Source organism: Streptomyces sp. LaPpAH-108 (assembly GCF_000373625.1).
Lineage (GTDB): Bacteria > Actinomycetota > Actinomycetes > Streptomycetales > Streptomycetaceae > Streptomyces.
In genome coordinates this window covers 1-21811 of sequence record NZ_KB891988.1, presented here as the reverse complement: position 1 = coordinate 21811, position 21811 = coordinate 1, and the positions used below count along the sequence as shown (strand labels likewise).

Here is a 21811-nt window from a genome sequence, read left to right as displayed (position 1 = left end):
CGACGAAACACGCGCCGACGCGCGTGTGGGGGGATCACTCATGACGTCGACGCCGCAGGGCGCCCGGCAGAGCCATGACCACACCGACGATCCGTCGCGGACCACGCGGCTGCGCACCGTCCAGCACCGGGACGGCCAGTTCCGCAGGATCAGGAGGAACCTGCCCAGATACGACTACGAGCACTACAGCCGCCTCGCCGGGCCGCTGACCCAGCCGCCGCCCGGCAAGCCCTACACCGTGCGCTACCGCTCGCTGCTCGCGCAGGAGCCGCACCGTATACGCGCGGCGCTCATGCTCGGCGCCGCCCCGCTGCTCTCGCTCGTCCTGCTGGGCTGGCTGCTCCAGCCGGAGCACTGGACCGAGCGCGACTATCCCGCCTTCGCCGCGCTGCCCGCGCTGGACACGGTGATGCTGGTCTCGATCGGCCTGATCGAGTTCTTCCGCTGTGTGAACGTGCTGTCCAACGCGCACGCCACCCTCGTCGCCCGCGACCCGGTGCCGGTGGTGCCCGAGACCGGCACCCGGGTGGCCTTCCTGACCACCTTCGTGCCCGGCAAGGAACCGCTGGAGATGGTCACCCGCACCCTGGAGGCCGCCGTCCGGCTGCGCCACCGGGGCCTGCTGCACGTCTGGCTGCTCGACGAGGGCGACGACCCGGCCGTCAAGGAGGTCTGCGCCCGGCTCGGCGTCCACCACTTCAGCCGCAAGGGCGTCGAGCGCTGGAACCGGCCCGAGGGGCCGTACCGCGCGAAGACCAAGCACGGCAACTACAACGCCTGGCTGGAGGCGCACGGCGAGGCGTACGACTTCTTCGCCTCCGTCGACACCGACCACGTCCCGCTCCCCAACTACCTGGAGCGGATGCTGGGTTACTTCCGCGACCCGGACGTCGGCTTCGTCATCGGCCCGCAGGTGTACGGCAATTACGACACCTTCGTCACCAAGGCCGCCGAGTCGCAGCAGTTCCTCTTCCACGCGCTCATCCAGCGCGCCGGGAACCGGTACGGCGGCCCGATGTTCGTCGGCACCTCCAACGCGGTGCGCATCAGCGCGATCCGGCAGATCGGCGGGCTGTACGACTCGATCACCGAGGACATGGCCACCGGGTTCGAGATGCACCGGACGAAGAACCCCGCCACCGGCCGCAAGTGGAAGTCCGTCTACACGCCCGACGTGCTCGCGGTCGGCGAGGGCCCGAACGCCTGGACCGACTTCTTCACCCAGCAACTGCGCTGGTCCCGGGGCACGTACGAGACGATCCTCAAGCAGTACTGGAAGGGCCTGTTCACGCTGCCGCCGGGCAAGCTCTTCAACTACACGATGATGATCGTGTTCTACCCGATGTCCGCCCTCAACTGGATTCTGGCGGCGCTCAGTTGCGCCCTGTTCCTGGGCCTGGGCGCCTCGGGCGTGAACATCGACCCGACCGTGTGGCTGATGCTCTACGGCAACGCCTCCGCGCTCCAGATCGGCCTGTACATCTGGAACCGGCGGCACAACGTCTCCCCGCACGAGCCGGAGGGCTCCGGCGGGGTCGCGGGCATGGTGATGTCGGCGCTGTCCGCGCCGGTCTACGCCCGCTCCCTGATGGATGCCGTACTGCGCCGCAAGAGCCGCTTCGTGGTGACGCCCAAGGGCGAATCGGCCAGCCCCGACACGCTGTTCGGGACCTTCCGCATCCACTGGTTCTTCATCGCGGTCTTCGCGGGGTCGCTGGCCGCGGGCTTCACCCTCGGACATGCGCATCCGGCGATGATCACGTGGGCGGTCTTCGCGCTGCTGATCACGGCGGCACCGATCCTCGCGTGGCGGTACGCGCTGCGGCGGGAGGGGCGGACGGCGGACGCGGCCGGGGAGGCGGTCGGAGGCGGGGTCGCGGCCGGGGCCGGAGTGGTGGCCGAGGTCGCGGGCGGGGGCCAGGGGGTCGCCGGGGTCGCGAGCGGAGTCCAGGGCGGTGCCGGAGTCGCAAGCGGGGCCCAAGGAGGTGCCGGGATCGCAGGCGGGGTCCAAGGAGGCGCCGTGATCGCAGGCGGGGCCCAAGGAGGCGCCGGAGTCTCAAGCGGAACCCAAGGGAGCGCCGGGATCGCAGGCGGGAGCCAGGGAGGTGCCGGGGTCGCGAGCGGAGTCCAGGGAATCGCCGAAGGCACCCCGCAGATCCCGCATCCCCGGCCCGGTCGGAGCGGGCCGCCGCAGGACGGGCGGCGTGATGAGACGCTGCCGATCGCTCTCGGCGGACTCGGGGGGCGTACGGAATGAGGAACCACACCGGGCGCCGCCGGGTCCGCAGGCTCGCCATGGGCAGCGTGGTGGTGCTCGCGCTCGCCGGGATGAACGGCCCCTGGCTCTACCGCTTCGGCACCGCGCAGTACCACCAGTACAAGATCAACGAGCCCGAGTACAAGGCGGCCAACGGCCACTGGGACGTCATCGACTTCCCCAAGCAGTACCGCCAGGACACCATCCACGCGGCCCTGCTGCACACCGGCAAGGTGCTGCTGGTCGCCGGGTCGGGCAACAACCAGGACAACTTCGACCAGAAGAAGTTCGACACCCGGCTCTACGACCCGGTCAAGGGCACGATCAAGCAGATCCCCACGCCCAGCGACCTGTTCTGCACCGGGCACACCCAACTCGCCAACGGCAACCTGCTGATCGCGGGCGGCACCAAGCGGTACGAGAAGCTCAAGGGCGACGTCACCAAGGCCGGTGGCCTGATGATCGTCCACAACGAGAACCCGGACAAGCCGGTGACGCTGCCCGCGGGCACCCGCTTCACCGGGCGTTCCAACGGCAGGACGTTCGTCTCCAAGGACCCGGTGCTCGTGCCGCGCGCGAAGAAGGTCTTCGACCGCAAGACGGGCAAGTTCCTGCGCAACGACCCGGGCCTGGGCCGCATCTACGTCGAGGCGCAACGCAGCGGCGCCAAGTACGAGACCGGCACCCAGGACAACTACCGCGTCCAGGGCCTCAAGGGCGCCGACGCGCGCAACACGTACGGCATCGCGCAGAAGCTCGCGCTCGACAAGAAGGACTTCCAAGGCATCCGCGACGCCTACGAGTTCGACCCGGTGGCCGAGCGGTACATCAAGGTCGACCCGATGCACGAGGCCCGCTGGTACCCGACGCTCACCACCCTGTCCGACGGAAAGATCCTCAGCGTCTCCGGGCTCGACGACATCGGCCAGCTCGTCCCCGGCAAGAACGAGATCTTCGACCCCAAGACCAGGAAGTGGACGTACACCAAGAAGATCCGGCAGTTCCCGACCTACCCGGCGCTGTTCCTGCTGCAGAACGGCAAGATCTTCTACTCCGGGTCCAACGCGGGCTACGGCCCCGACGACGTGGGCCGCACCCCCGGCATCTGGGACCTGGACAGCAACCGGTTCACCGATCTGCCCGGGCTCAGCGACCCGGACCGGCTGGAGACGTCCGGGACCGTGCTGCTGCCGCCGGCCCAGGACGAACGGTTCCTGGTGATCGGCGGGGGCGGGGTGGGCGAGTCCGCGCTGTCCAGCAGGAAGACGCGGCTCATCGACCTCAAGGCCAAGCAGCCGCGCTTCACGGACGGGCCTCAGCTGGAGAAGGGGACCAGATATCCGCAGTCCTCGATCCTGCCCGACGACACCGTGCTGGTCTCCGGCGGCTCCGAGGACTACCGGGGGCGCGGCGACTCCAACATCCACCAGGCGCGGCTCTACCACCCGGACGGCAACAGCTTCACGCGTGTCGCGGACCCGCTGGTGGGCCGGAACTACCACTCCGGCTCCCTGCTGCTCCCGGACGGGCGGGTGCTGTTCTTCGGTTCCGACTCGCTGTACGGCGACAAGGCGAACACCAAGCCGGGGGTGTTCGAGCAGCGGATCGAGGTCTACAGCCCGCCGTATCTCTACCGGGACGCTCGGCCGGAGTTGAGCGGCGGGCCCAGTGTCATCGCCCGGGGGGCCTCGGGGACGTTCACCTCGCGGCATGCGCCGAGTATTCGGAAGGCGCGGTTGATTCGGCCCAGCGCGTCCACGCATGTCACGGATGTGGATCAGCGGTCGATCGCGCTGGATTTCAAGGTGGTGGGGGATCGGGTGACCGTCACTGTGCCGAAGAGCCGGAATCTGGTGCAGGCGGGGTGGTACATGCTGTTCGTGGATGACGACCAGGGGACTCCGTCGGTGGCGCGGTGGGTGCGCGTGCCGTAGTGCTCCCGCGGGTTTGTGGGTGGGTGCGGGAGCGCTGTGGCTTGTCGCGCAGTTCCCCGCGCCCCTTTTAGGGAGTTGAGGCCGCCGCCAGCTTCAAGGCGTACTCGGACCACCAATCTCCTGCCTTCGGGCCTCCCTTGCAGGTGCCGTCCGACTCGCCTGGGCGTTTCACCCACAAGTAGGCGTCCACCAGCGGGTCCGCCGTCTTTGTGGTCGGGGCGGCGCCCAGGGCTCGGCCCGGTGGGTTGCACCAGCGTTCGTTCGGGTTTCCGCCGGTGTAGGGGCCGTTGCCGTTGCGGCTGGTGTCGATCACGAAGTGTTTGTCGCCGACCTTGGACGAGAGGCGTTTGCCGTAGGTGAGGGAGTCCTGGGTGGAGTAGAAGTTGGAGACGTTGACGGCGAAGCCGTCCGAGTGGGCGATGCCTGCCCGGGTGAGGGGGTCGTGGATCTGGTCGGGGTGGCCCCAGCCCGCGTTGCCCGCGTCGAGGTAGACCCGGGTGTTCTTCAGGGACTTGAGACGGTCCACCGCGCCGGAGAGGAGGTCGTAGCGCTCCTCGTGGAACTCGGCGGGGGTGCAGCCGTCGACCAGGTGCAGCAGGGCGTCCGGTTCGAGGATCACGGTGGCGGGGCGGTCCCCGATGCCCCGGGCCACGCCGTCGATCCAGGCGCGGTAGGCGTCGCCGTCGGCCGCGCCGCCGCTGGAGTACTGGCCGCAGTCGCGGTGCGGGATGTTGTACAGCACCAACAGGGCGGTGCGGTTTGAGCGTTCGGCGGCCTCGGTGAAGCCGCGGGCCTCCTGTTCGGGCTTCTCCGGGCCGATCCACTCCCCCGTCGGCTGCTCGGCGATCCTGCGGATCCGGTCGGCGTCCGTCTTTCTGCCCGCCTCCTCGTAGGCGGCGACCTGGCGGGCCGCGTTGCCGTCCGGGTTGACCCAGAACGGGTCGGTGGCGCGCGGCTGTTGGGTGATCCGCGCACCGGGGTCCTTGGCCCCCGCGTCCTTGCCTCCGCCGTCCCCCGAGGAACACCCTGCCGCGAGCAGTGCCGCCCCCAGCAGCATCGCGGACATCCGTGCCCGTCCCGAAGGACGGTCCCCCCTGCCGTCGTACATGCGATTCCCCCCTGGAGCGCATCCGGTCGGGTACCAATCGTGGCATACCGGTGCGGACGCCACGAGGTCGTCCAGGAAAGGGAGTTGAGGCTTTTGGGCGGCCGGGGTCAGGGGCCGGTGGCGGTGAGGTACGCCGAGACGACCACGTTGGCCGTGTAGCTCTGGGTGGTGCGGTCGAAGGTGCCGCCGCAGGTGATCAGGCGCAGTTCGGCGCGGCCGGGTTTGCGGGTGCCGTAGGCGCGGTCGGCGTCGAAGTCGGTCAGCGGGATCACCTGGACGTCGTCGATGGTGAACTCGGCGACCTTGTCGTCCGCGCGGACGACGCGGACCTTCTCACCGGGTCTGAGGGTGCTGAGCTTGTAGAAGACGGCGGCCTTGGTCGTGGTGTCGACGTGGCCGACGAGCAGCGCGGTGCCGGGGGCGCCCGGCGCGGTGCCTGCGCCGTACCAGCCGACCACTCCGGGCTGGTTGAAGGGCGGCGGGACGATCGCGCCCTTGTTGTCCAGGCCGCGTGACATCACCGGTGCCTGGACGGCGAGTTGGGGGATGTCGAGCCGTCGCGGTGCCGAGGGGCCGAGCGGCTTCGCCGGGGCGGGCAGGGGGGCGCCGTCGTACGCCCTGCCGAGCCCGGCCAGGTCGCCGGTCGCGGTGTCCGGCAGTCCGGTCGCCTCGCGGCCCCACAGCCACAGTCCGAGGAGCAGGACCGCCCAGGCCGTGAGCATGACCAGCCGGCCGGTGCCGGAGGTGTGCGCGCCCTCGCCGGGCGCGGTGGATTCATCGGGCATGACGGATTCCGCGCCCTCAGTCGGTGCCGCGTCTCCGGCGGGACCGGAGCAGGACGACCCCGGCCGCCGCGCAGCCCGCGAGGGCCAGGCCGCTCAGCGCCTGCGCGGCGCCGGGGCCCGAGCCGGTGGGGGCGACGGTGGCGAAGAGGGTGTCGCTGTCGCCGTCGGCCGTGACGTCCTTGGCCGTGACGCCCTGCGCCATGCCGCCGCCGCCCGCGTGGACCGGGGCGATGGGCGAGGGGGCGGTCAGGGGCTCCTCGGCGGAGTCCGCCGCCGGGTCGTCGGGACCGGTCGCCTGGCCGGAGTCCGCGTCACCGGCGGCCCGGTCGGCCACCGTGATCCGGCTGGTGAACGCGTAGTCGGCACAGGTGACCCGGATGTCGTACGCGCCCGCCTTCAGCGCCGTACGGACCCGGGTGTCCCCGGCGAGCGCGCCCGCGACACCGGTCAGCCGCGCGGCCGAGACGAACGCCGACGACACCGCGCTGCCCTGCGACCCGGAACAGCCGCGCACCCGCAGGGACACGTCGGAGCCGGGGGCGGGCGATGCCGGGGACACGGTCACCCCGCCGTCCGCCGCATGGGCGGGAGCGAGCGCGGCGGGAGCGAGAGCAGCCGCCGCCAGGAGCGGCACACAGAGAGTGAGGCGAGCTGAGCACATCGTGAACCTCCAGATATCTGGAGGCTCCCCCGAGCGGAGCGGGCCCGCATCCCCGGGAGGGGGGCGGTTGCTCCGAACGGGTGGGGGTGGGGCAGGGGCGGGATGAATCGGGGTTTGGGGGTGTGGTTCGAGGACCAGGGTCCGAGGCCCGGGGTTCGTGAGCCGGGCCTCGAACCGGATCCAGGTCTCAGACCAGGTCGATCAGGTCCGCGATCGAGTCGACGACCTTGGAGGGGCGGAAGGGGTAGCGGTCGACCTCGTCGGGCCGGGTGACGCCGGTGAGGACGAGGAAGGTGCGCATGCCGGCCTCCAGGCCCGCGAGGACGTCGGTGTCCATGCGGTCGCCGATCATCGCGGAGGTCTCCGAGTGGGCGCCGATCGCGTTGAGCCCGGCGCGCATCATCAGCGGGTTGGGCTTGCCGACGAAGTACGGCTTCTTCTTGGTGGCGGCGGTGATCAGTGCGGCGACCGAGCCGGTGGCGGGCAGCGCGCCCTCGGTGGAGGGGCCGACGTTGTCCGGGTTGGTGGCGATGAACCGGGCGCCGTCGTTGATCAGCCGGACGGCCTTGGTCATGGCCTCGAAGGAGTACGTACGGGTCTCCCCGAGGATCACGAAGTCCGGCTCGTGGTCGGTGAGGATGTAGCCGACGTCGTGCAGCGCGGTGGTCAGCCCGGCCTCCCCGATGACGTACGCGCTGCCGCCGGGCCGCTGCTCGTTCACGAACTGGGCCGTGGCCATCGCCGAGGTCCAGATGTTCTCCACCGGCACCTCGAGCCCCAGCCTGCGCAGCCGCGCGTGCAGATCACGGGCCGTGTAGATGGAGTTGTTGGTCAGCACCAGGAAGGGCCGCTCGGCCTCCCGCAACTTCTTCAGAAAGGCATCGGCACCGGGGATCGGAACACCCTCGTGAATCAGCACCCCGTCCATGTCGGTGAGCCACGAGTCGATGGGCTTGCGGTCTGCCATGTACGTCTCCGTCTCCCGGCTTGAGTGCGGTGCAGCCCCCAGCGTAGTGAGGGTGACGGGGTCAGGGGCGGGGGCGGGGGTGCGAGCGGGGGCGCCTGCGGGCGATCAGGACGGCGGCGGCGCCGAGGGTGAGGAGGACGGTGGTGGTGGCGAGAAGGGGGAGGGTGGGGGCGGGGCCGGTCTGGGCCAGCTCGGCGGGGCGGTCTGCGGGGTCTGCGGGGTCGGTGAGGTCGGTTGAGGTTTCCGGGGTGTCCGGGGTGTCCGAGTCCTCGGGGTTCTGGGTGTCGCCTGTGTCGTCTGTGTCTTCTGAGGCTGCCGTGTCCTCGGTGTCCTCGGTGTCCTCGGTGTCCTCTGCGGCCTCGGCGCTCTCCGCGCTCTCGGTGTCCTCCGGGTTCGTTACGGCGCCGGAGGCGGAGGACTCGGCGGCCTCGGGAGGCTCGGGGGCCTTGGTGGTCGGGTAGAGGGTGGGGCCGGGGGACTCGGTGCCGGTGAGGGTCGGGGCGGGGGTGGACGCGCCCGGTGAGGCGGCGGAGGGCGTGCGGGGGTTCCCGGTACCGGGGACTTCGGTCGCACCGGGACTGGTACTGCCTACGGGCACTCCGGTCGGCGCGGCCGACGCCGTGGTCGCCGCAGACGCTGTAGGCACCGCCGAAGCGGTCGGCGTATTCGGCTCGGTCGACGCGGACGGCGCGGTCGGCAGCTCCTCCTCGTCGCTGTCGCTCTCCGCGTCCGTGATGCCGAACCGATAGGCGTTGGACTCCCCCACCCAGTCCCCGTCGTCCCCCTTCCGCTGGACGACGGCGGCGTTCGCGGTGACCTGCTCGCGGGCGGCGTCGGGAGCCAGCGCGAGCCGCACCTTGACGCTCACCGTCTTGCCGGGGGCCACCGTGAACCCGCCGAACCCGTCGCCCTCCAGCACCCCGATCAGTTCCTGCTCGTCACTGGCCACGAACCGGACGGGCCGCGCCCGGGAGCCGTCGTAGAAATCCATCCTGGGCTGCGCGGCCTTCAGCGCCCGCCGCTCGTCGACGAGGACGACGACCGGGTGGACCCCGGTGCAGGTGTCCTTGGTGGTGTTGGTGAGGTCGATGTACCAGATGCCGTAATCGCCGCCCGCCGCATAGGAGTTGGGGCCGCCGTGGATACGGGTCTCCAACGGGAAGGACCGCCCGTCACCGGAGGGTGCGCACCCGGCCGTGGCGGCGGCGTGCGCGGCGGCCGGATTCAGCGGGAGCAGAACGACGGCCGAGGCGAGGCAGAAGGCGGAAGGCAAGGAGGCCAGGGGAGACAAGGACACACACGATCGCATGACCATATGAATTTCCCACCCCAGCGCACCCGCCGCCCCCACCCCCCGTGCGACACGACAACTCCCCCCGATCAGTGGAGCCCGACTCCCCCAACCGGGCGCCACGACTCCTGAACCCGAGGCCGCCGACGGCGAGAACCCCCCACAGGGGCCACTCGCACCCGACGACGAAAGTTGCACGGGCGGTGCGGGTGGGAACGAAAAAACCGCCGAAGGCGAAGCCGAGGCGGCGCCCCCCTACTCCTCCCCCCGCCCGAACACCGGCCCCAGCAACAACTGCCCCGCCCCCACAGCCACCCCCCGCTCCCCGCCGGAGACGACCCGGACCGGCACCGCCTCCCCCGTCCCCACAGCCCGCCGAGCCCGCCCGCTCAGCACCTCCGTCACCCCCCGCACATACTCCTCAGGATCACCCGCGACCGTACGACCCCCCAGCAGCACCAGGTCGATATCCAGCAACGACACCAGATTCCCCGCCCCGACCCCCAGCACCCGAGCCGCCTCAGCCGTCTCCCCCCGCCCCACAGCCGCGAGGCACAACGCCTCCACGCACCCCCGGTCCCCGCAAGAACACAACGGCCCGTCCAGCTGCAGCACCTGATGCCCGAACTCCCCCGCCCCCGTCCGCACCCCCCGATGCACCCGCCCCCCGATCACGAGCCCCGCACCGAGCCCCGTACCGAGGTGAAGGTAGGCGAAGGACCCACCCTCACCCGCAGCGGCGAGGCCGAGCGCAGCGGCATTCGTGTCCTTGTCCACCACGACCGGCACCCCCAGCCGCCCGGCGAGCGCGTCGCGCAGCGGAAACCCGGCCCACTCGGGAAACCCGGTGACCCGGTGCAGTACGCCCCGTACATGATCGAGCGGCCCGGGCAGCGCGACCCCGACCCCGAGCAGCGTCGCGGCATCGGCGGGAACACCGGCACCCAGCACCGCGCGGACCAGCGCCGTCACCTCGGCCGCGACCAGGTCCAGCACCGCGTCCGCCCCGCCGCCGAGCCCCACCGTGCCGTACCGCTCCCCCACCACGGCCCCGTTCAGATCGAGCAGCACCGTACGCAGCTCGTCCCGGTCCAGGTGGACGCCGACCGCGTGCCCGGCCTCGGGGACGAGCCGCAGCACCGTACGCGGCTTGCCCCCGGTGGAGGCCCGGCGCCCGGCCTCCGCCGCGAACCCCTCCTCCCGCAGCCGCGCGGTGATCTTGCTGACGGCCTGCGGGGTGAGCCCCGTGCGCTCGGCCAGCTCCAGGCGGCTGATCCCCTCCGCCCCCGCGCCGCGCAGCAGATCGAGCACGAGCGCGGTGTTGTGGGACCGCACCGCGAGGAGGTTCGCTCCCACCGGGCCGGGGCCGCTCTTCGTCCTGTTCACACGGTCCATTGTCCCCGCCGCTTGCACTTTGGCAACAGCGTTGCGAAAGTGGGCCACATGACTGCTACCCCTCTCCGCGTCGGCCTGATCGGCTACGGCCTCGCCGGCTCCGTCTTCCACGCCCCGCTGATCGCCGCCACCGACGACCTCGTCCTGGACACGGTCGTCACCGCGAACCCCGAGCGGCAGGAGCAGGCCCGCGCCGAGTTCCCCGACGTACGCGTGGCCGCCACGCCCGAGGAGCTGTTCGCGCGCGCCGACGAGCTGGACCTGATCGTCATCGCGTCCCCGAACAAGACGCACGTGCCGCTCGCCACCACCGCCCTGAAGGCGGGCCTGCCGGTCGTCGTGGACAAGCCGATCGCGGGCACCGCCGCCGAGGCGCGCGAGCTGGCCGCCCTCGCGGACGAGCGCGGTGTGCTGCTCTCCGTCTTCCAGAACCGCCGCTGGGACAACGACTTCCTCACCCTGAGGAAGCTGATCGAGGACGGCGCCCTCGGCGACGTCTGGCGCTTCGAGTCCCGCTTCGAGCGCTGGCGCCCGCAGCTCAAGGGCGGCTGGCGCGAGTCCGGCGACCCGGCCGAGATCGGCGGTCTGCTCTACGACCTCGGCAGCCACGTCGTCGACCAGGCGCTGGTCCTGTTCGGCCCGGTCACCGAGGTCTACGCCGAGGCGGTCGTCCGCCGCGACGGCGCCGAGACCGACGACGACACCTTCATCGCCCTGACCCACGCGAGCGGCGTCCGCTCCCACCTCTATGTCTCCGCGACCACCGCCCAGCTCGGCCCCCGCTTCCGGGTGCTCGGCTCGCGCGCGGGCTTCGTGAAGTACGGCCTGGACCCGCAGGAGGCCGCGCTGCGCGACGGCGCCCGCCCGGACACGGAGACCGCCTGGGGCACCGAGGAGGCGGAGCTGTACGGCCGTCTCGGCGCGGGCGAGTCCCCGGTGACCGGCGGCGGCACCGCCGTCGAGACCGTGCCCGGCGACTACCCGGCGTACTACGCGGCCGTCGCCGCCGCCGTCCGCGGCACCGGCCCCAACCCGGTGACCGCCCTGGAGGCCGCCGAGGCCCTCGACGTCCTGGAGGCGGCCCGCCGCTCCGCTCTCGACAAGGTGACGGTGACGTTCTGATGACCTCCACCCCCGAAGCCGTCCCGAGCGTCGCCGACTTGGAGGCGCAGGAACGGCGCCTGGTGTTCCGGGCGTTCACCTGCGACGACGCGTGGGCGCTCGGCTCGCTCCTGGTCGAGCTGGGCCGCGAGCGCCAGGCGCCGATCGCGATCGACATCCACCGCGCGGGCCAGCAGCTCTTCCACGCCGCGCTGCCCGGCTCGACCCCGGACAACGACGCCTGGATCGTCCGCAAGCGCCGGGTCGTGGAGCGGTACGGCGCCGCGTCGTACCTGGTCGGCTCCCGGTTCCGCGCCAAGGGCACGACCTTCGAGGACTCCTCCCGGCTCGATCCCGACCAGTACGCGGCGCACGGCGGCTCCTTCCCGATCACGATCGACGGCGTGGGCGTCGTCGGCTCGGTGACGGTGTCCGGGCTGCCGCAGCTGGAGGACCACCGGCTGGTGGTGGAGGCGCTGGAGCGGTTCCTGGCGGGCTGACCGCCCCCCTTCGTCACATGCGCCTCACGCTCACCCTCCGCCCCGGGATTACCGCGCGGCTCCCTCCGGTTGGGACCGGTGTGCACGACGATCGAGTACCGACGATCGACGGCACCAACCCAGCCGGAGGGACAGACCCGATGAGCGAGTCGACGAGCGAACGCATCACCAAGGACGCGATCGGCCGGTACGGCGTCTGGAGCGTGGGACTGCGCTCCGAGGACCCCGACCGGCGCGACGCGATCGCTGAGGCGGCGGCAGAACTGGAACAACTCGGCTACGGCGCGGCCTGGTTGGGCGGCAGCAGCGCCCCGCGCCACGCCCTCCCGCTGCTCGGGGCGACGTCGCGTCTGGTCGTCGGCACGAGCATCCAGAGCATCTGGCAGTACGACGCGGCCGAGAGCGCGGCCCAGTTCTCCGAGGTGGACTCCACCTACCCCGGCCGCTTCCTGCTCGGCCTCGGCGTGAGCCACGCCAAGCTGGCGGAGCAGTACAAGCGCCCGTTCTCGGCGCTGGTCTCGTACCTGGACGAGCTGGACAAGGCCGGTGTCCCGGCGGGGCGCCGGGTGCTGGCCGCGCTCGGCCCGAAGACCCTGGAGCTGTCCGGCACGCGGGCCCTCGGGGCGATCCCGTACCTGGTCACCCCCGAGCACACCGCCGAGGCCCGCGACATCCTGGGCCCCGAGCCGCTGCTCGCCCCGGAGCTGGGCGTGGTCCTGGAGCCCGATCCGGCCCGCGCCCGCGCGCTGGCCCGCGGCCATGTCGCGATGTACCTCCAGCTCCCGAACTACACCAACACCTGGCGCCGCCTCGGCTTCACCGACGCCGATCTCGCCGACGGCGGCAGCGACCGGCTGATCGACGCGCTGTACGCCTGGGGCAGCCCCGACCGCATCCGCGACCGTGTCGACTCCTTCCTCACGGCGGGCGCCGACCATGTCGCCCTCCAGGTGGTGGAGGAGGACACGGCCCGCGACGAGCTGCCGCGCGAGGCGTGGCGCAGGCTGGCCTCGATCCTGTTCTGAGCCTTCCGCCGGGCTACAGCAGTGCCCGCTCCGCCGCGCTCCACGCCGTACTGGTGACGACGTACAGCGCGGCGGCGAGCGGGACGACCGCGACCGTCACCAGGGTGAGGAAGGACATGAACGGCATGACCTTGCCGACGGCGTTGAGCCCCGGGACGGCGTTCTCTTGCGTCATGACGGGGTTCTCGGCCGCCGTCCTCTTGGTGGTCCGGTAGTTGACGGTGGCGACGGCCGCGACGACGGCGAACAGCACGAGGTAGACGAGCCCGGCCGACCCGAACGCCCCGGCGGTGCCGAGCGCGTCGGCCCAGCGGTCCCCGAGCGGGGCGCCGAACAGGTCGTGTGCGAGGAGGCCGTTGCTCCCGCCGCCGATCGTGGTGCTGGAGAACAGGTGGTACAGCAGGAAGAACGCGGGCAGCTGGAGCAGGCTCGGCAGCAGCCCCGCGAACGGCGACACCTTCTCCTGCGCGTGCAGCTTCGCCACCGCCTCCCGCAGCCGCTCCGGGTCCTTGCCGTGCCGCGTCCGCAGCTCGGCGAGCCGGGGCCGCAGCGCCGCCTGCGCCCGCCGTCCGCGCGCGGCGGCCCGGGACAGCGGATGCACGAGGAGCCGGACGAGCGCGGTGAACAGGACGATCGCGGCGGCAGCCGCGGAGGCGTGACACAGCGGCTGGAGCAGGCTCGCGAGCTGCTCGACGAGCCGGGCGAAGACGGACATGGGTGGACCCTCCGAAGTGGGGTGCGTCGTGCCGGGTGTGGCGGATGGCAGGTCGGCATGACGACTCACGCGGGGAGGGCCGGAGGAGCCCGGAGACCGGCGGGGAAGCCGATCGAGGTGTTTGTCCGCTCTCTTGCCCTACGCGTGGATCGCCGCGAGGGCGAATCCCGGGGCCCGGGGCCGGCGGCGGCCCGCCGCGTCGGGGTCACGCTGCGGCAGGAAGGCCGTACGCCGGTCCCGGTCGCGTATCGCCGTGCGGACGCGGGTGCGGGGCACGGCGGGGACGCGGCGGGCGACCAGCGAGCAGACGGTGAGCGCGGAGGCGGCGGCGGTGGTCGCGGCGAGGGCGACGGCGGCGGAGAGCGTGCCGGTGCCGAGGAGGGCGGCCTGGAGCAGCAGAAGCTGCACGAAGACGGCGGAAAGAATCAGCGACCGCATGGACACCCCACCCCCCTGGACCTTCTGTGATCTCTCTGTCTTCTCTGGGAACGCCGGAGATCCCCGCTCGGTTCCGGATTCGAAGAGGAATCCGGAAATTCCCCCGGGGCCCGATGCCGGACGCACCCTCCACCTGTGTCGGTGGTCGGCAGTACGGTGTCACCCATGCGCCCCGACACGCCTGCCGAGAACGTCGACCACACCGCTGAGGCGGCACGCCTGGAGCGGACCGCCGGACTGTATCCGGAGGACGCGGAGGCGCTGCTGCTGCGCGCCGCGGCCCACCTGGAGCTGTCCGGCGACCGCCCCGCGGCGACCGCGCTGTACGACCGCCTGCTGTCCGGTCCTGGCCCGCTGGACAACCCTCAGCTGGTCCGCGCGCTGAAGGCGTCGAACCTGTGGGAGTACGGCCACGAGGCGGAGGCGCGGGCGATCATCGACGGCATCCGCATGGCGGCCCCGCGCGATCCGGCACCCTGGGTGATCGTGGCGGAGTCCCTGGAGTCGCACGACGAACTGGAGGCGGCGCACGAGACGTTCACGGAAGGCGCGCGGCTGTTGCTGAGCGAGAGCCCGGAGCGCCCGCCGTACGCGACGCACGCCCTGCTCTTCGGCCGCCACCGGGTCCGCCGGATGCTGGGCCTGCCGCACGACGACTGGGACGGCCTGGCCGACACCCTGCACGCCTCCCCCGTCTCCCTGGACGAGTTGCACGACCCCAAGCGCGTCTGGTCCCTCGGCTCGGACAACCCGGCCGAGCTGGAAGCGGAGATCTCCCGCCTGCGCGCCGAACTCGACACGGCCCGCGAGGCCCTCTCCCGCCCCTTCCCGGTCGCGATCCTCCACTGGCCCGCCGCGGAACTCACCGAACTCCTCACGGCGTACCCGACCCTGACCTCGGAGTACCCCTCCCACCCCCACCACCTCCTCACCATAGAAACCTCCCTCCGCGAACTCGCCACCTCCGGCACCCCCAACCTCGGCATCGTCACCGGCACAGTCCCCTCGTACGAAGCCTTCGCGGCATCGGAGGGAGCGTCCCCCTCGGACGCGGCCCTGCTGCCGCAGTATGCGACGACGCTGGCGGCACGGGGGTTGGCGGCGGAGTGGCCGCCGGGGGCCGGGGCCGGGTGTTGGTGCGGGTCGGGGATGCCGTATACGGGCTGCCACGGAGCATAGGAACGGCTGTCTGCGCAAAGCCCCCGTGCCGTTGCTCACGCGAAAGGCTCATCTCACCGCAGCGACGGTACGATGCGCGTTTAGCTGAGCATGAGGGGGGTTGCCTTGCTGCCTATCGACATCCAGGCCGCGCAGAACGTCACTCTGACCGAGAACCTGGGGTTCGACGCCGAACTCCAGGCGGTATATGCGGAGTTGATGCGCCTTGACGCCTCGGGGCAGCGGTTCGCCGCCGTTCTGCGTGACACCATCGATCAGCTGCTGAACGGTGAAATCACGGGCCGCTACGACTGGGAAACCCTGTACAAGACGGAGAGGACGCACGCCGGTACTCTCGTCGAGATCAATCTCCAGCGCGAGTTCACCTTCGCGGATGGCGATGCGATGGATTACCGGATCGCCGGCATCGAGGTGGACTGCAAGTACTCCCAGAACTTCGGGGGCTGGATGATTCCCCCTGAGGCCAGAGGCCATCTCTGCCTGCTGGTATGGGCCAGTGACTACGCCAGCCGCTGGAGCGCTGGGCTCTTCCGGGTCCGTGAGGAGTGGCTGAACCAGGGGAGCAATCGCGATGCGAAGCTCACCGTCAAGGCCAGACACAGGGACAAGATCCAGTGGCTCTGGCGCGACGCGGACCTTCCCGAGAACACGCTTCTGCACATGGATCCGGCCGACCGGGAGGCGGTCTTCGCGCCGCCGTCTGGCCAGCAGCGCCTCAACGAGCTGTTCCGGCGTGCCCAGAAGCGCCGGATAAGCCGCAATGTCGTGCGGACCGTAGCCCAGCAGAAGGACTACATGAAGCGGGTCCGCGGCAATGGAGGCGCACGTTCAGCGCTCCGGCCTGACGGGATCCTGATCATGGGCGACTACGACAGCCACCGTGCCGTAGCTCGCCAGCTGGGCCTGGTGGCGCCGCGGGAGGGCGAGTTCATCAGTGTGCGCGTCGCCAAGCGTGCTCCTCATCATCTGGACGCGCCGTACGTGGCCCTGGATGGCGAGCAGTGGGTGATCGCCACTCCAGAGGATCTTCCGCAGATGGCTCCGTCACTCCCTTCCACCACGAAGTAGGAACGCGTAAAGATGAGTGCATCGTTCGCAGTCAAGCTCCTCGGGTGGAGAAAGCTTGACTCAGGCGAAATCGTGCCCAACAGCGCCGACAGCAACAGCACACCCTCCAAAGAGCTGGCGCGGAGAATACTTGACTCCTTGGAGGTGCCGCCGGGAATTGTCCTGCCGGACACTCCGAAAAATCTTGGCCCCAAACTGGAACAAGCGGTAACAGCAGACCTCTCGGAAACCGTACCGGAGACCGACCCTTCTCGTGCCTGGCAGATCGGCCACAAGAAAGTGGTCGCAGATTTCTCCCAGTACACACACCTGGGGAAACTTGAACAGGCCGTCCATAAGAACCCCGTACTCAGCGCCGATCTGGGGCGGGATTATCTGATCAGGCCCGATGTCACTGTCGGCGTACCCGGCGACCCGTTGCTGGACACGGTTCCATTTCTGCATGCAGCCGTATCCTGTAAATGGACCATCCGCTCCGACCGTGTCCAGAACGTCCGGCACGAGTTCCTTCAGATGATCAGGCACCGGCGCGGCCGTCTTCCGCACTTGGTAGTGGTGACCGCAGAGCCGATGCCCAGCCGGATCGCCGCGATCGCCAGGGGCACCGGAGAGGTCGACGCCGTGTACCACATCGCGTTCGACGCCCTGAGGGAAGCGGTGAAGGACGTCGGCAGCAAGCAGCAGCAAAACGATCTGGCAGAGATCATCGGGCAGGGACGGCTCCGGCCGTACGAGGAGTTGGCCCCCACGTTGGCAACCTGGTAAGAGTCAGAGCGTTATGAGTACGCCATCAGGTTCACCAGCCGGGCCCGGCAGCGATTGGTCTCCGCCGGAAGGTTCGTGGGCCTCATCGGCAGCCCGGCGCCGGAACATGCAGGCGATCCGCAACCGGGACACCAAGCCGGAGTGGCTCATCCGCACGCTGGTGCACGCCCAGGGCCTGCGCTACAGAGTCGCGGCCAAGCCGCTTCCGGACCTCCGGCGGACCGCCGACATGGTCTTCCGGCCGGCCAAGGTCGCGGTCTTCATTGACGGCTGCTACTGGCATGGCTGCCCTGAGCACTACGTGCCGCCGAGGACCAATCCAGCCTATTGGTCAGCCAAGGTCACCCGGAACATGGCCCGCGACCGGGACACTGACCAGCGCCTCGAAGAGGCGGGCTGGACAGTGCTCCGGTTCTGGGAACACGAGCCGCCGGAAGACTGCGCCGCACGCATCGCCGCCGAGGTAGAAAAGCGTCGCAACGCAGCCCGGAAAAGAAGAACAACCGGCTGATCAGCTCTCCTGGTCACGCTCCATCGCCGCCTTGAGCACATCAATGATCGACCTGCCGACCGCCTTGGCCACCGGCGGCGGAAAAGCGTTACCGACCTGCCGGTACTGCGCAGTCTTTCCGCCGGAAAAATCCCATTCCAGCGGGAAGCCCTGAATGGTGGCAGCCTGCCGCACAGTAAGCATCGGTCCGTCAGGACCGAAGAGGTCGCGGGCTTCAGTCTGCTTCTTCGCACAGGTCTCGATGTCGTTGGCTACGCCCATGCCCGAGACACCGAGCTGCTTCCAGGCTGCCTTCGCGCGGCTGGGCCCAAGGTCCGCGCCCCCGTGCTTCTTCGACCCGCCGACAAGTGTGGGCGCGATGCCCCCGCCCTTGCCCCTGAGTTCAGCATCCCGCTCGCGCGCCTTCTGCAGCCACCGGTCATACGCCGCACGGGCCTTCTCCGCGTGCACACCCTCGAAGTAGGGCTCGAACCGCTCCAGCATGGAAGGCGCAAGACTCTCCGCGACGCTGACCGGGTCCTCATGCGTAGCTGAGGGCCACTCGTACTTCAGGTCCCGGATGACGTCATCCCTGAAGGCGACAAGAACGGCCCGCGGCCGGAGCTGCGGCACACCGAAGTCGCTGGCCTCCAGGACTCCCCACTTGCTGACCGTGTAGCCAAGACCGTCCTCGTGGGCCAGCTCCCCGTCGTCGCCCAGGTACGTGCCGCCCTGGAGCCGGGCCTGGATCCAGTCGCGGTAGGCCGAGAACTTCGGGTCCATGATCCCCCGGACATTCTCGATCATCACAGCCCGCGGCCTGAGGATGCCGACCAGCTCCAGCATGCGCGGGAAGAGGTCTCGCTCATCGTCCTTGCCCAGCTGCTTACCCGCGTGCGAGAAGGGCGGACAGGGGACGCCTCCGGCCAGAAGATCCAGGTCACGCCGCCTGAGCAGCTCCGCTCCCTTCGTCAGGTCGCGGCGGGGATCGAAGTTCTTGACGTCACCCGAGATGATGTCGCAGTGCTTTCGCTCCCACGCCCACAGCTCGTGGTCCTCGATGTTCAGCTCAAGAGTCGCGACAGCGTGCTGGTCGATCTCGACAAGAGCCAGATGCCCGAAGCCTGCCTGATGCAGCCCCACAGCCTGACCGCCGGCACCAGCGCAGATCTCGATCGACGTGAACACGGGCTCCGTCCGCACCGCGTCGGCGCGTCCAGCTTCCCTCGCGCGGGTCATGTCCCCTCCTTACAGCCATGCAGCGGCAGACGCATCCTGCAATCCACCATCACTGAGGGTGACAGACCCTACTGACAACGACAGTCGTCCAGTGTGCCAGCATGCTTCGCAGTTCGTTGAACGCGCCTTGCCTTCCATAGAACGTTCGTACGGTATTGCTATGCCGATCATGCGAAGCCCTGCCTGGACCGAAGATGAGCTGCTGCTCGCCGGAGCGCTGGTCGTAAAAAACGGCTGGCGCGAGCTGCGGACCGGGAACCCTGAGGTCCTGGAACTGTCGGAACTGCTTCGCTCGCTGCCGCTTCACCCCTCGGAGGCGCTGGAGCTTCCCGGCTTCAGGTCTCCGGACAGCGTGAGCCGGAAGACGACTGACTTCGCGACCAATCACCACCTGTACACAGGCAAGCCCACGCGCTGCGGCAAGCCCACGCTGCTCATGATCGAAGCCTTCACCAGCCGTGAGGCAGACATGCTCCAGGCCGCCCAAGCGCTAGAAGACAGCATCGGCTCTGGCGAGCTTCACCTGATCCCGTCACAGCCGGGTGAAGTCGACGACACCGGCACCTCGGCCATCGAAGGACGCCTGCTCGTCCGGCGCGCGCTGGCCCGGGAGCGGGATCCCAAGCTGCGGATGCAGAAGATCAAGCAGATGCGGCGCCGCGGTCGCGCCCTCCAGTGCGAGGTCTGCGACTTCGACTTCGGCCGCGCCTACGGGCCTCTCGGTGAGGGCTACATCGAAGTGCATCACGTCACTCCGCTCCACGTCTCCGGAGTGCGGGAGACCAAGCTCGATGATCTCGCCTGCCTGTGCGCCAACTGCCACCGCATGTGCCACAGGAACCGCCCCGGAGAAAGCTGGCGCACCCCTGCGGCCCTGCGGGAGCTGATGCGGGCTTCCTCCGGCCAGGCGGCGCTGCTACCCCGCAGCCGCGAGTTCGGCCCGGCCGAACAGTAGGGCATACCCCGCCGGCAGACAGCCCAGCAGCCGCGTCGTAGCGGTCTCCGACTGCTGGGACAGTGCCGTCAGGACTGAGGTGACATGCCAGCGGGCCGTGGCGGTGGGGACGTTCATCCGGGTCGCGATCGTGTCGACGAATGCGCGGGCCGTGACGGGGTGGGGGGTCGGGGGCTGGGTGAGGAGGGGGGTGACGGCTTCTGGGGGGAGGGTGGTGGTCAGGGGTTCGCGGGATTCGAGGGGGATCAGGGCGGCCAGGGCTGTCAGGACGGTGCGGGTGACGGTCGCCGCTTCCGTCCGGGTGCCGTACTGGCCGGTCTCGCGTACCGCGTCGGTCAGGGGCAGGGGGGCCGGGACGGTGGTTCTCGGGTGCGGGGTCGTCACGGTCATCGGGGCTCCTCCTGCGGGGCGTGGCATGGGGTGGCGAAGCTCCCGGTGCCCCGTCCTTCCGGTCGTATGAGGGACGGTTTCGGCCAATGTCCGGCCGCAGCCGCCGATCCGGGGCGGTCTGTCGGCGCGCGTTCGCCTCCTGCCACCCGGTCGCGGCCCGTCCCCCCTGTGCGCGTTAGCCTCGGCCGGGACACGACATACGGGAACAATCAGGAGGCATTCATGGCCAGGATTCCGAGTGCGGCGATCGCCGCCGCTGGGCTCGTCGGGGGTTACGGCGTCGCCCGCTGGACCAAGAAGCGTCCGCTCGGCGGTGTCGTCCTGGCCGCCGCGGGTGCGGCTGCCGCCCGGCAGTGGCGCGAGCAGGCCGGTACCGCGGTCGCCGGTGGCCTCACCGCCGCCTACGTCGCCGCCTTCGCCGGTTCCCACCCCCTCGCCAAGAAGGTGGGCGCCTGGCCGTCGGTCTTCGGCGTCGCGGGCGCGGTCGCCCTCGCGTCCTGGGCGGTCGCGGACCGACGCGGTTAAGCCCCCCCCGTCCGCCTCGATCTTCCGCTCGATCCCCGCGACGATCTCCTCCGCCTCCCGCTCCCGGCCGTGGATCAGCAGCCAGCGCGGGCTCTCCGGTACATGACGGCGTACGAGCAGGATCACCAGCGCCAGCACCGCACCCAGCGCGAACGTCAGCCGCCAGCCCAGGTTCTCCGGCAGGAACGCCGTGTCCAGGGCCACGATCGACAGCAGCGAACCGCCCACCGCGCCCAGCCAGAAGCTGCCGTTGATGATCAGGTCCACCCGGCCCCGGTGCTCGGAGGGGATCAGCTCGTCGATCGCGGAGTTGATCGCCGCGTACTCCCCGCCGATGCCGAAGCCCGTCAGGAAGCGGAACAGGAAGAACCACCACGCCTCGGTCGACAGCGAGGTCAGCGCCGTCGCCGCGAGGTACACCGCCAGCGTGATCATGAACAGCCTGCGGCGCCCGAACCGGTCCGTCAGCCGCGCCCAGAACAGCGCACCGGTGCACGCGCCCGCCACGTACAGCGCCGCCGCCACGCCCGTGACCTGCCCGGACGAGATCGCCAGCCCGCTGCCCGGCTCGGACAGCCGGCTCGCGATGTTGCCGACGACCGTGACCTCCAGGCCGTCCAGGATCCATACGGTCCCCAGGCCGATCACGATGGTCCAGTGCCAGCGGGACCAGGGCAGCCGGTCCAGCCGGGCGGGGATGTCGGTGGTGATCGTGGGGACGGTGCGGCGGGACGCCGGTGACTCGGCTCGGCTCATGGGCTGCGGCCTCCTCGTCGAAGGTGCAGAACCGGGTTCCCCGGGCCGGCGGAAACAGGCCGGCCGATCACCCGTTCAGCGTCGCCTCGACCCCATGACAGCCCCACCCACGGCGACACCCCCCGGCCAACGACTCCAACCCCCGCCCTGCTCTCCCGCCAGCGCTACCCCACCCGAGCCAAACCCCCGCCCACTCCCCTCCAGCGGCACCCCACCCAAGCCAAAGCCCCAACCCGCACCCCGCCAGCGGCACCCCACCCGAGCCAA

Annotated in this window: 21 protein-coding genes and 1 pseudogene; 11 read left to right on the top strand and 11 right to left on the bottom strand. The window is 70.4% G+C overall.

Features of this window, described 5'->3' with window-relative positions:
- The first annotated feature begins 40 nt into the window (after positions 1-40).
- Together B079_RS0106165 and B079_RS0106160 are read left to right on the top strand one after the other, a co-directional pair.
- Positions 41-2257 (top strand): glycosyltransferase family 2 protein, encoded by a 2217-nt coding sequence (locus tag B079_RS0106165; RefSeq protein ID WP_018544907.1) that lies wholly within the window; start codon positions 41-43, stop codon positions 2255-2257.
- A complete protein-coding gene (locus B079_RS0106160) occupies positions 2254-4191 on the top strand; it encodes a kelch motif-containing protein (RefSeq protein WP_026248402.1) in 1938 nt (645 codons plus the stop codon). The genes B079_RS0106165 and B079_RS0106160 overlap by 4 nt, the downstream gene beginning before the upstream one ends.
- A 67-nt stretch (positions 4192-4258) precedes the next feature.
- Here B079_RS0106160 and B079_RS0106155 read toward each other — a convergent pair whose 3' ends face one another.
- The 6 genes from B079_RS0106155 to B079_RS0106130 form a co-directional block, all read right to left on the bottom strand.
- Complete coding sequence (locus tag B079_RS0106155; protein WP_026248401.1) at positions 4259-5299, bottom strand: glycoside hydrolase family 6 protein; 1041 nt, start codon at positions 5297-5299, stop codon at positions 4259-4261.
- Positions 5300-5406: 107 nt separating this feature from the next.
- Positions 5407-6084: a class F sortase gene (locus B079_RS0106150; RefSeq protein ID WP_018544904.1), complete on the bottom strand. Its 678-nt coding sequence runs from the start codon at positions 6082-6084 to the stop codon at positions 5407-5409.
- A 16-nt stretch (positions 6085-6100) separates the two neighbouring features.
- The gene (locus tag B079_RS0106145; protein WP_324604040.1) at positions 6101-6718 is read right to left on the bottom strand and encodes a hypothetical protein; all 618 of its coding nucleotides are present in this window, start codon (positions 6716-6718) and stop codon (positions 6101-6103) included.
- Positions 6719-6932: 214 nt separating this feature from the next.
- A complete protein-coding gene (locus tag B079_RS0106140) occupies positions 6933-7712 on the bottom strand; it encodes an HAD-IIA family hydrolase (protein ID WP_018544902.1) in 780 nt (259 codons plus the stop codon).
- 61 nt (positions 7713-7773) lie between these two features.
- Positions 7774-8985, bottom strand: coding sequence for a hypothetical protein (locus B079_RS36420; protein ID WP_158684945.1), 1212 nt, complete (start codon positions 8983-8985; stop codon positions 7774-7776).
- A gap of 273 nt (positions 8986-9258) precedes the next feature.
- Positions 9259-10398 carry an ROK family transcriptional regulator gene (locus tag B079_RS0106130; protein ID WP_037801377.1) on the bottom strand — a complete coding sequence of 380 codons (1140 nt, stop codon included), beginning with the start codon at positions 10396-10398 and terminating at the stop codon, positions 9259-9261.
- A 48-nt stretch (positions 10399-10446) separates the two neighbouring features.
- On the opposite strand from B079_RS0106130, the gene B079_RS0106125 reads away from it, so the two are divergent.
- The 3 genes from B079_RS0106125 to B079_RS0106115 all read left to right on the top strand — a co-directional run bounded on the left by B079_RS0106125 (position 10447) and on the right by B079_RS0106115 (position 13024).
- Positions 10447-11520, top strand: coding sequence for a Gfo/Idh/MocA family oxidoreductase (locus tag B079_RS0106125; RefSeq protein ID WP_018544899.1), 1074 nt, complete (start codon positions 10447-10449; stop codon positions 11518-11520).
- Positions 11520-11999, top strand: a complete 480-nt coding sequence (locus tag B079_RS0106120) for a heme-degrading domain-containing protein (protein ID WP_018544898.1) — start codon at positions 11520-11522, stop codon at positions 11997-11999. Before B079_RS0106125 ends, B079_RS0106120 begins: the two co-directional genes overlap by 1 nt.
- Positions 12000-12139: 140 nt before the next feature.
- Positions 12140-13024: an LLM class F420-dependent oxidoreductase gene (locus B079_RS0106115; protein WP_018544897.1), complete on the top strand. Its 885-nt coding sequence runs from the start codon at positions 12140-12142 to the stop codon at positions 13022-13024.
- Between the two features lie 13 nt (positions 13025-13037).
- On the opposite strand, the gene B079_RS0106110 is transcribed toward B079_RS0106115, so the two are convergent.
- The gene (locus tag B079_RS0106110; RefSeq protein WP_018544896.1) at positions 13038-13739 is read right to left on the bottom strand and encodes a YidC/Oxa1 family membrane protein insertase; all 702 of its coding nucleotides are present in this window, start codon (positions 13737-13739) and stop codon (positions 13038-13040) included.
- A 138-nt stretch (positions 13740-13877) separates the two neighbouring features.
- Positions 13878-14177 (bottom strand): DUF6412 domain-containing protein, encoded by a 300-nt coding sequence (locus B079_RS0106105; RefSeq protein WP_037801376.1) that lies wholly within the window; start codon positions 14175-14177, stop codon positions 13878-13880.
- A gap of 165 nt (positions 14178-14342) precedes the next feature.
- Here B079_RS0106105 and B079_RS0106100 point away from each other — a divergent pair, with 165 nt between their 5' ends.
- The 4 genes from B079_RS0106100 (at position 14343) to B079_RS0106085 (ending at position 17700) form a co-directional block, all read left to right on the top strand.
- A complete protein-coding gene (locus B079_RS0106100) occupies positions 14343-15356 on the top strand; it encodes a hypothetical protein (RefSeq protein ID WP_018544894.1) in 1014 nt (337 codons plus the stop codon).
- 105 nt (positions 15357-15461) lie between these two features.
- Positions 15462-16424: a NaeI family type II restriction endonuclease gene (locus tag B079_RS0106095; RefSeq protein ID WP_051095030.1), complete on the top strand. Its 963-nt coding sequence runs from the start codon at positions 15462-15464 to the stop codon at positions 16422-16424.
- A gap of 12 nt (positions 16425-16436) precedes the next feature.
- Entirely contained in the window at positions 16437-17189 is a 753-nt protein-coding gene (locus tag B079_RS0106090) for an NgoMIV family type II restriction endonuclease (protein ID WP_026248399.1), read from the top strand.
- A 13-nt stretch (positions 17190-17202) separates the two neighbouring features.
- Positions 17203-17700, top strand: coding sequence for a very short patch repair endonuclease (locus tag B079_RS0106085; protein WP_078495860.1), 498 nt, complete (start codon positions 17203-17205; stop codon positions 17698-17700).
- Here B079_RS0106085 and B079_RS31425 read toward each other — a convergent pair whose 3' ends face one another.
- Positions 17701-18918: a DNA cytosine methyltransferase gene (locus B079_RS31425; RefSeq protein ID WP_018544890.1), complete on the bottom strand. Its 1218-nt coding sequence runs from the start codon at positions 18916-18918 to the stop codon at positions 17701-17703.
- 160 nt (positions 18919-19078) lie between these two features.
- On the opposite strand from B079_RS31425, the gene B079_RS0106075 reads away from it, so the two are divergent.
- Positions 19079-19873, top strand: a complete 795-nt coding sequence (locus tag B079_RS0106075) for an HNH endonuclease (RefSeq protein WP_018544889.1) — start codon at positions 19079-19081, stop codon at positions 19871-19873.
- Here the strand turns inward: B079_RS0106075 and B079_RS36415 are convergent.
- Positions 19835-20263 (bottom strand): DUF2267 domain-containing protein, encoded by a 429-nt coding sequence (locus B079_RS36415; protein WP_324604050.1) that lies wholly within the window; start codon positions 20261-20263, stop codon positions 19835-19837. The genes B079_RS0106075 and B079_RS36415 overlap by 39 nt on opposite strands.
- 222 nt (positions 20264-20485) lie before the next feature.
- Here B079_RS36415 and B079_RS36410 point away from each other — a divergent pair, with 222 nt between their 5' ends.
- Positions 20486-20788: a hypothetical protein gene (locus B079_RS36410; protein WP_078495903.1), complete on the top strand. Its 303-nt coding sequence runs from the start codon at positions 20486-20488 to the stop codon at positions 20786-20788.
- Between the two features lie 36 nt (positions 20789-20824).
- Here the strand turns inward: B079_RS36410 and B079_RS36405 are convergent.
- Positions 20825-21544, bottom strand: a pseudogene (locus B079_RS36405) (MFS transporter); the annotation flags it as partial.
- Positions 21545-21811: the final 267 nt, after the last annotated feature.

What these genes read in the sequence shown, in the direction of transcription:
- B079_RS0106075 (WP_018544889.1), top strand. Translation starts at nt 19,079, where the DNA reads ATGCCGATCATGCGAAGCCCTGCCTGGACCGAAGATGAGCTGCTGCTC.
- B079_RS0106090 (WP_026248399.1), top strand. Translation starts at nt 16,437, where the DNA reads ATGAGTGCATCGTTCGCAGTCAAGCTCCTCGGGTGGAGAAAGCTTGAC.
- B079_RS31425 (WP_018544890.1), bottom strand. Translation starts at nt 18,918, where the DNA reads ATGACCCGCGCGAGGGAAGCTGGACGCGCCGACGCGGTGCGGACGGAG.
- B079_RS0106130 (WP_037801377.1), bottom strand. Translation starts at nt 10,398, where the DNA reads ATGGACCGTGTGAACAGGACGAAGAGCGGCCCCGGCCCGGTGGGAGCG.
- B079_RS0106120 (WP_018544898.1), top strand. Translation starts at nt 11,520, where the DNA reads ATGACCTCCACCCCCGAAGCCGTCCCGAGCGTCGCCGACTTGGAGGCG.
- B079_RS0106140 (WP_018544902.1), bottom strand. Translation starts at nt 7,712, where the DNA reads ATGGCAGACCGCAAGCCCATCGACTCGTGGCTCACCGACATGGACGGG.
- B079_RS0106160 (WP_026248402.1), top strand. Translation starts at nt 2,254, where the DNA reads ATGAGGAACCACACCGGGCGCCGCCGGGTCCGCAGGCTCGCCATGGGC.
- B079_RS36415 (WP_324604050.1), bottom strand. Translation starts at nt 20,263, where the DNA reads ATGACCGTGACGACCCCGCACCCGAGAACCACCGTCCCGGCCCCCCTG.
- B079_RS0106125 (WP_018544899.1), top strand. Translation starts at nt 10,447, where the DNA reads ATGACTGCTACCCCTCTCCGCGTCGGCCTGATCGGCTACGGCCTCGCC.
- B079_RS0106115 (WP_018544897.1), top strand. Translation starts at nt 12,140, where the DNA reads ATGAGCGAGTCGACGAGCGAACGCATCACCAAGGACGCGATCGGCCGG.
- B079_RS0106150 (WP_018544904.1), bottom strand. Translation starts at nt 6,084, where the DNA reads ATGCCCGATGAATCCACCGCGCCCGGCGAGGGCGCGCACACCTCCGGC.
- B079_RS36410 (WP_078495903.1), top strand. Translation starts at nt 20,486, where the DNA reads ATGGCCAGGATTCCGAGTGCGGCGATCGCCGCCGCTGGGCTCGTCGGG.
- B079_RS0106165 (WP_018544907.1), top strand. Translation starts at nt 41, where the DNA reads ATGACGTCGACGCCGCAGGGCGCCCGGCAGAGCCATGACCACACCGAC.
- B079_RS0106155 (WP_026248401.1), bottom strand. Translation starts at nt 5,299, where the DNA reads ATGTACGACGGCAGGGGGGACCGTCCTTCGGGACGGGCACGGATGTCC.
- B079_RS0106100 (WP_018544894.1), top strand. Translation starts at nt 14,343, where the DNA reads ATGCGCCCCGACACGCCTGCCGAGAACGTCGACCACACCGCTGAGGCG.
- B079_RS0106085 (WP_078495860.1), top strand. Translation starts at nt 17,203, where the DNA reads ATGAGTACGCCATCAGGTTCACCAGCCGGGCCCGGCAGCGATTGGTCT.
- B079_RS0106110 (WP_018544896.1), bottom strand. Translation starts at nt 13,739, where the DNA reads ATGTCCGTCTTCGCCCGGCTCGTCGAGCAGCTCGCGAGCCTGCTCCAG.
- B079_RS0106105 (WP_037801376.1), bottom strand. Translation starts at nt 14,177, where the DNA reads ATGCGGTCGCTGATTCTTTCCGCCGTCTTCGTGCAGCTTCTGCTGCTC.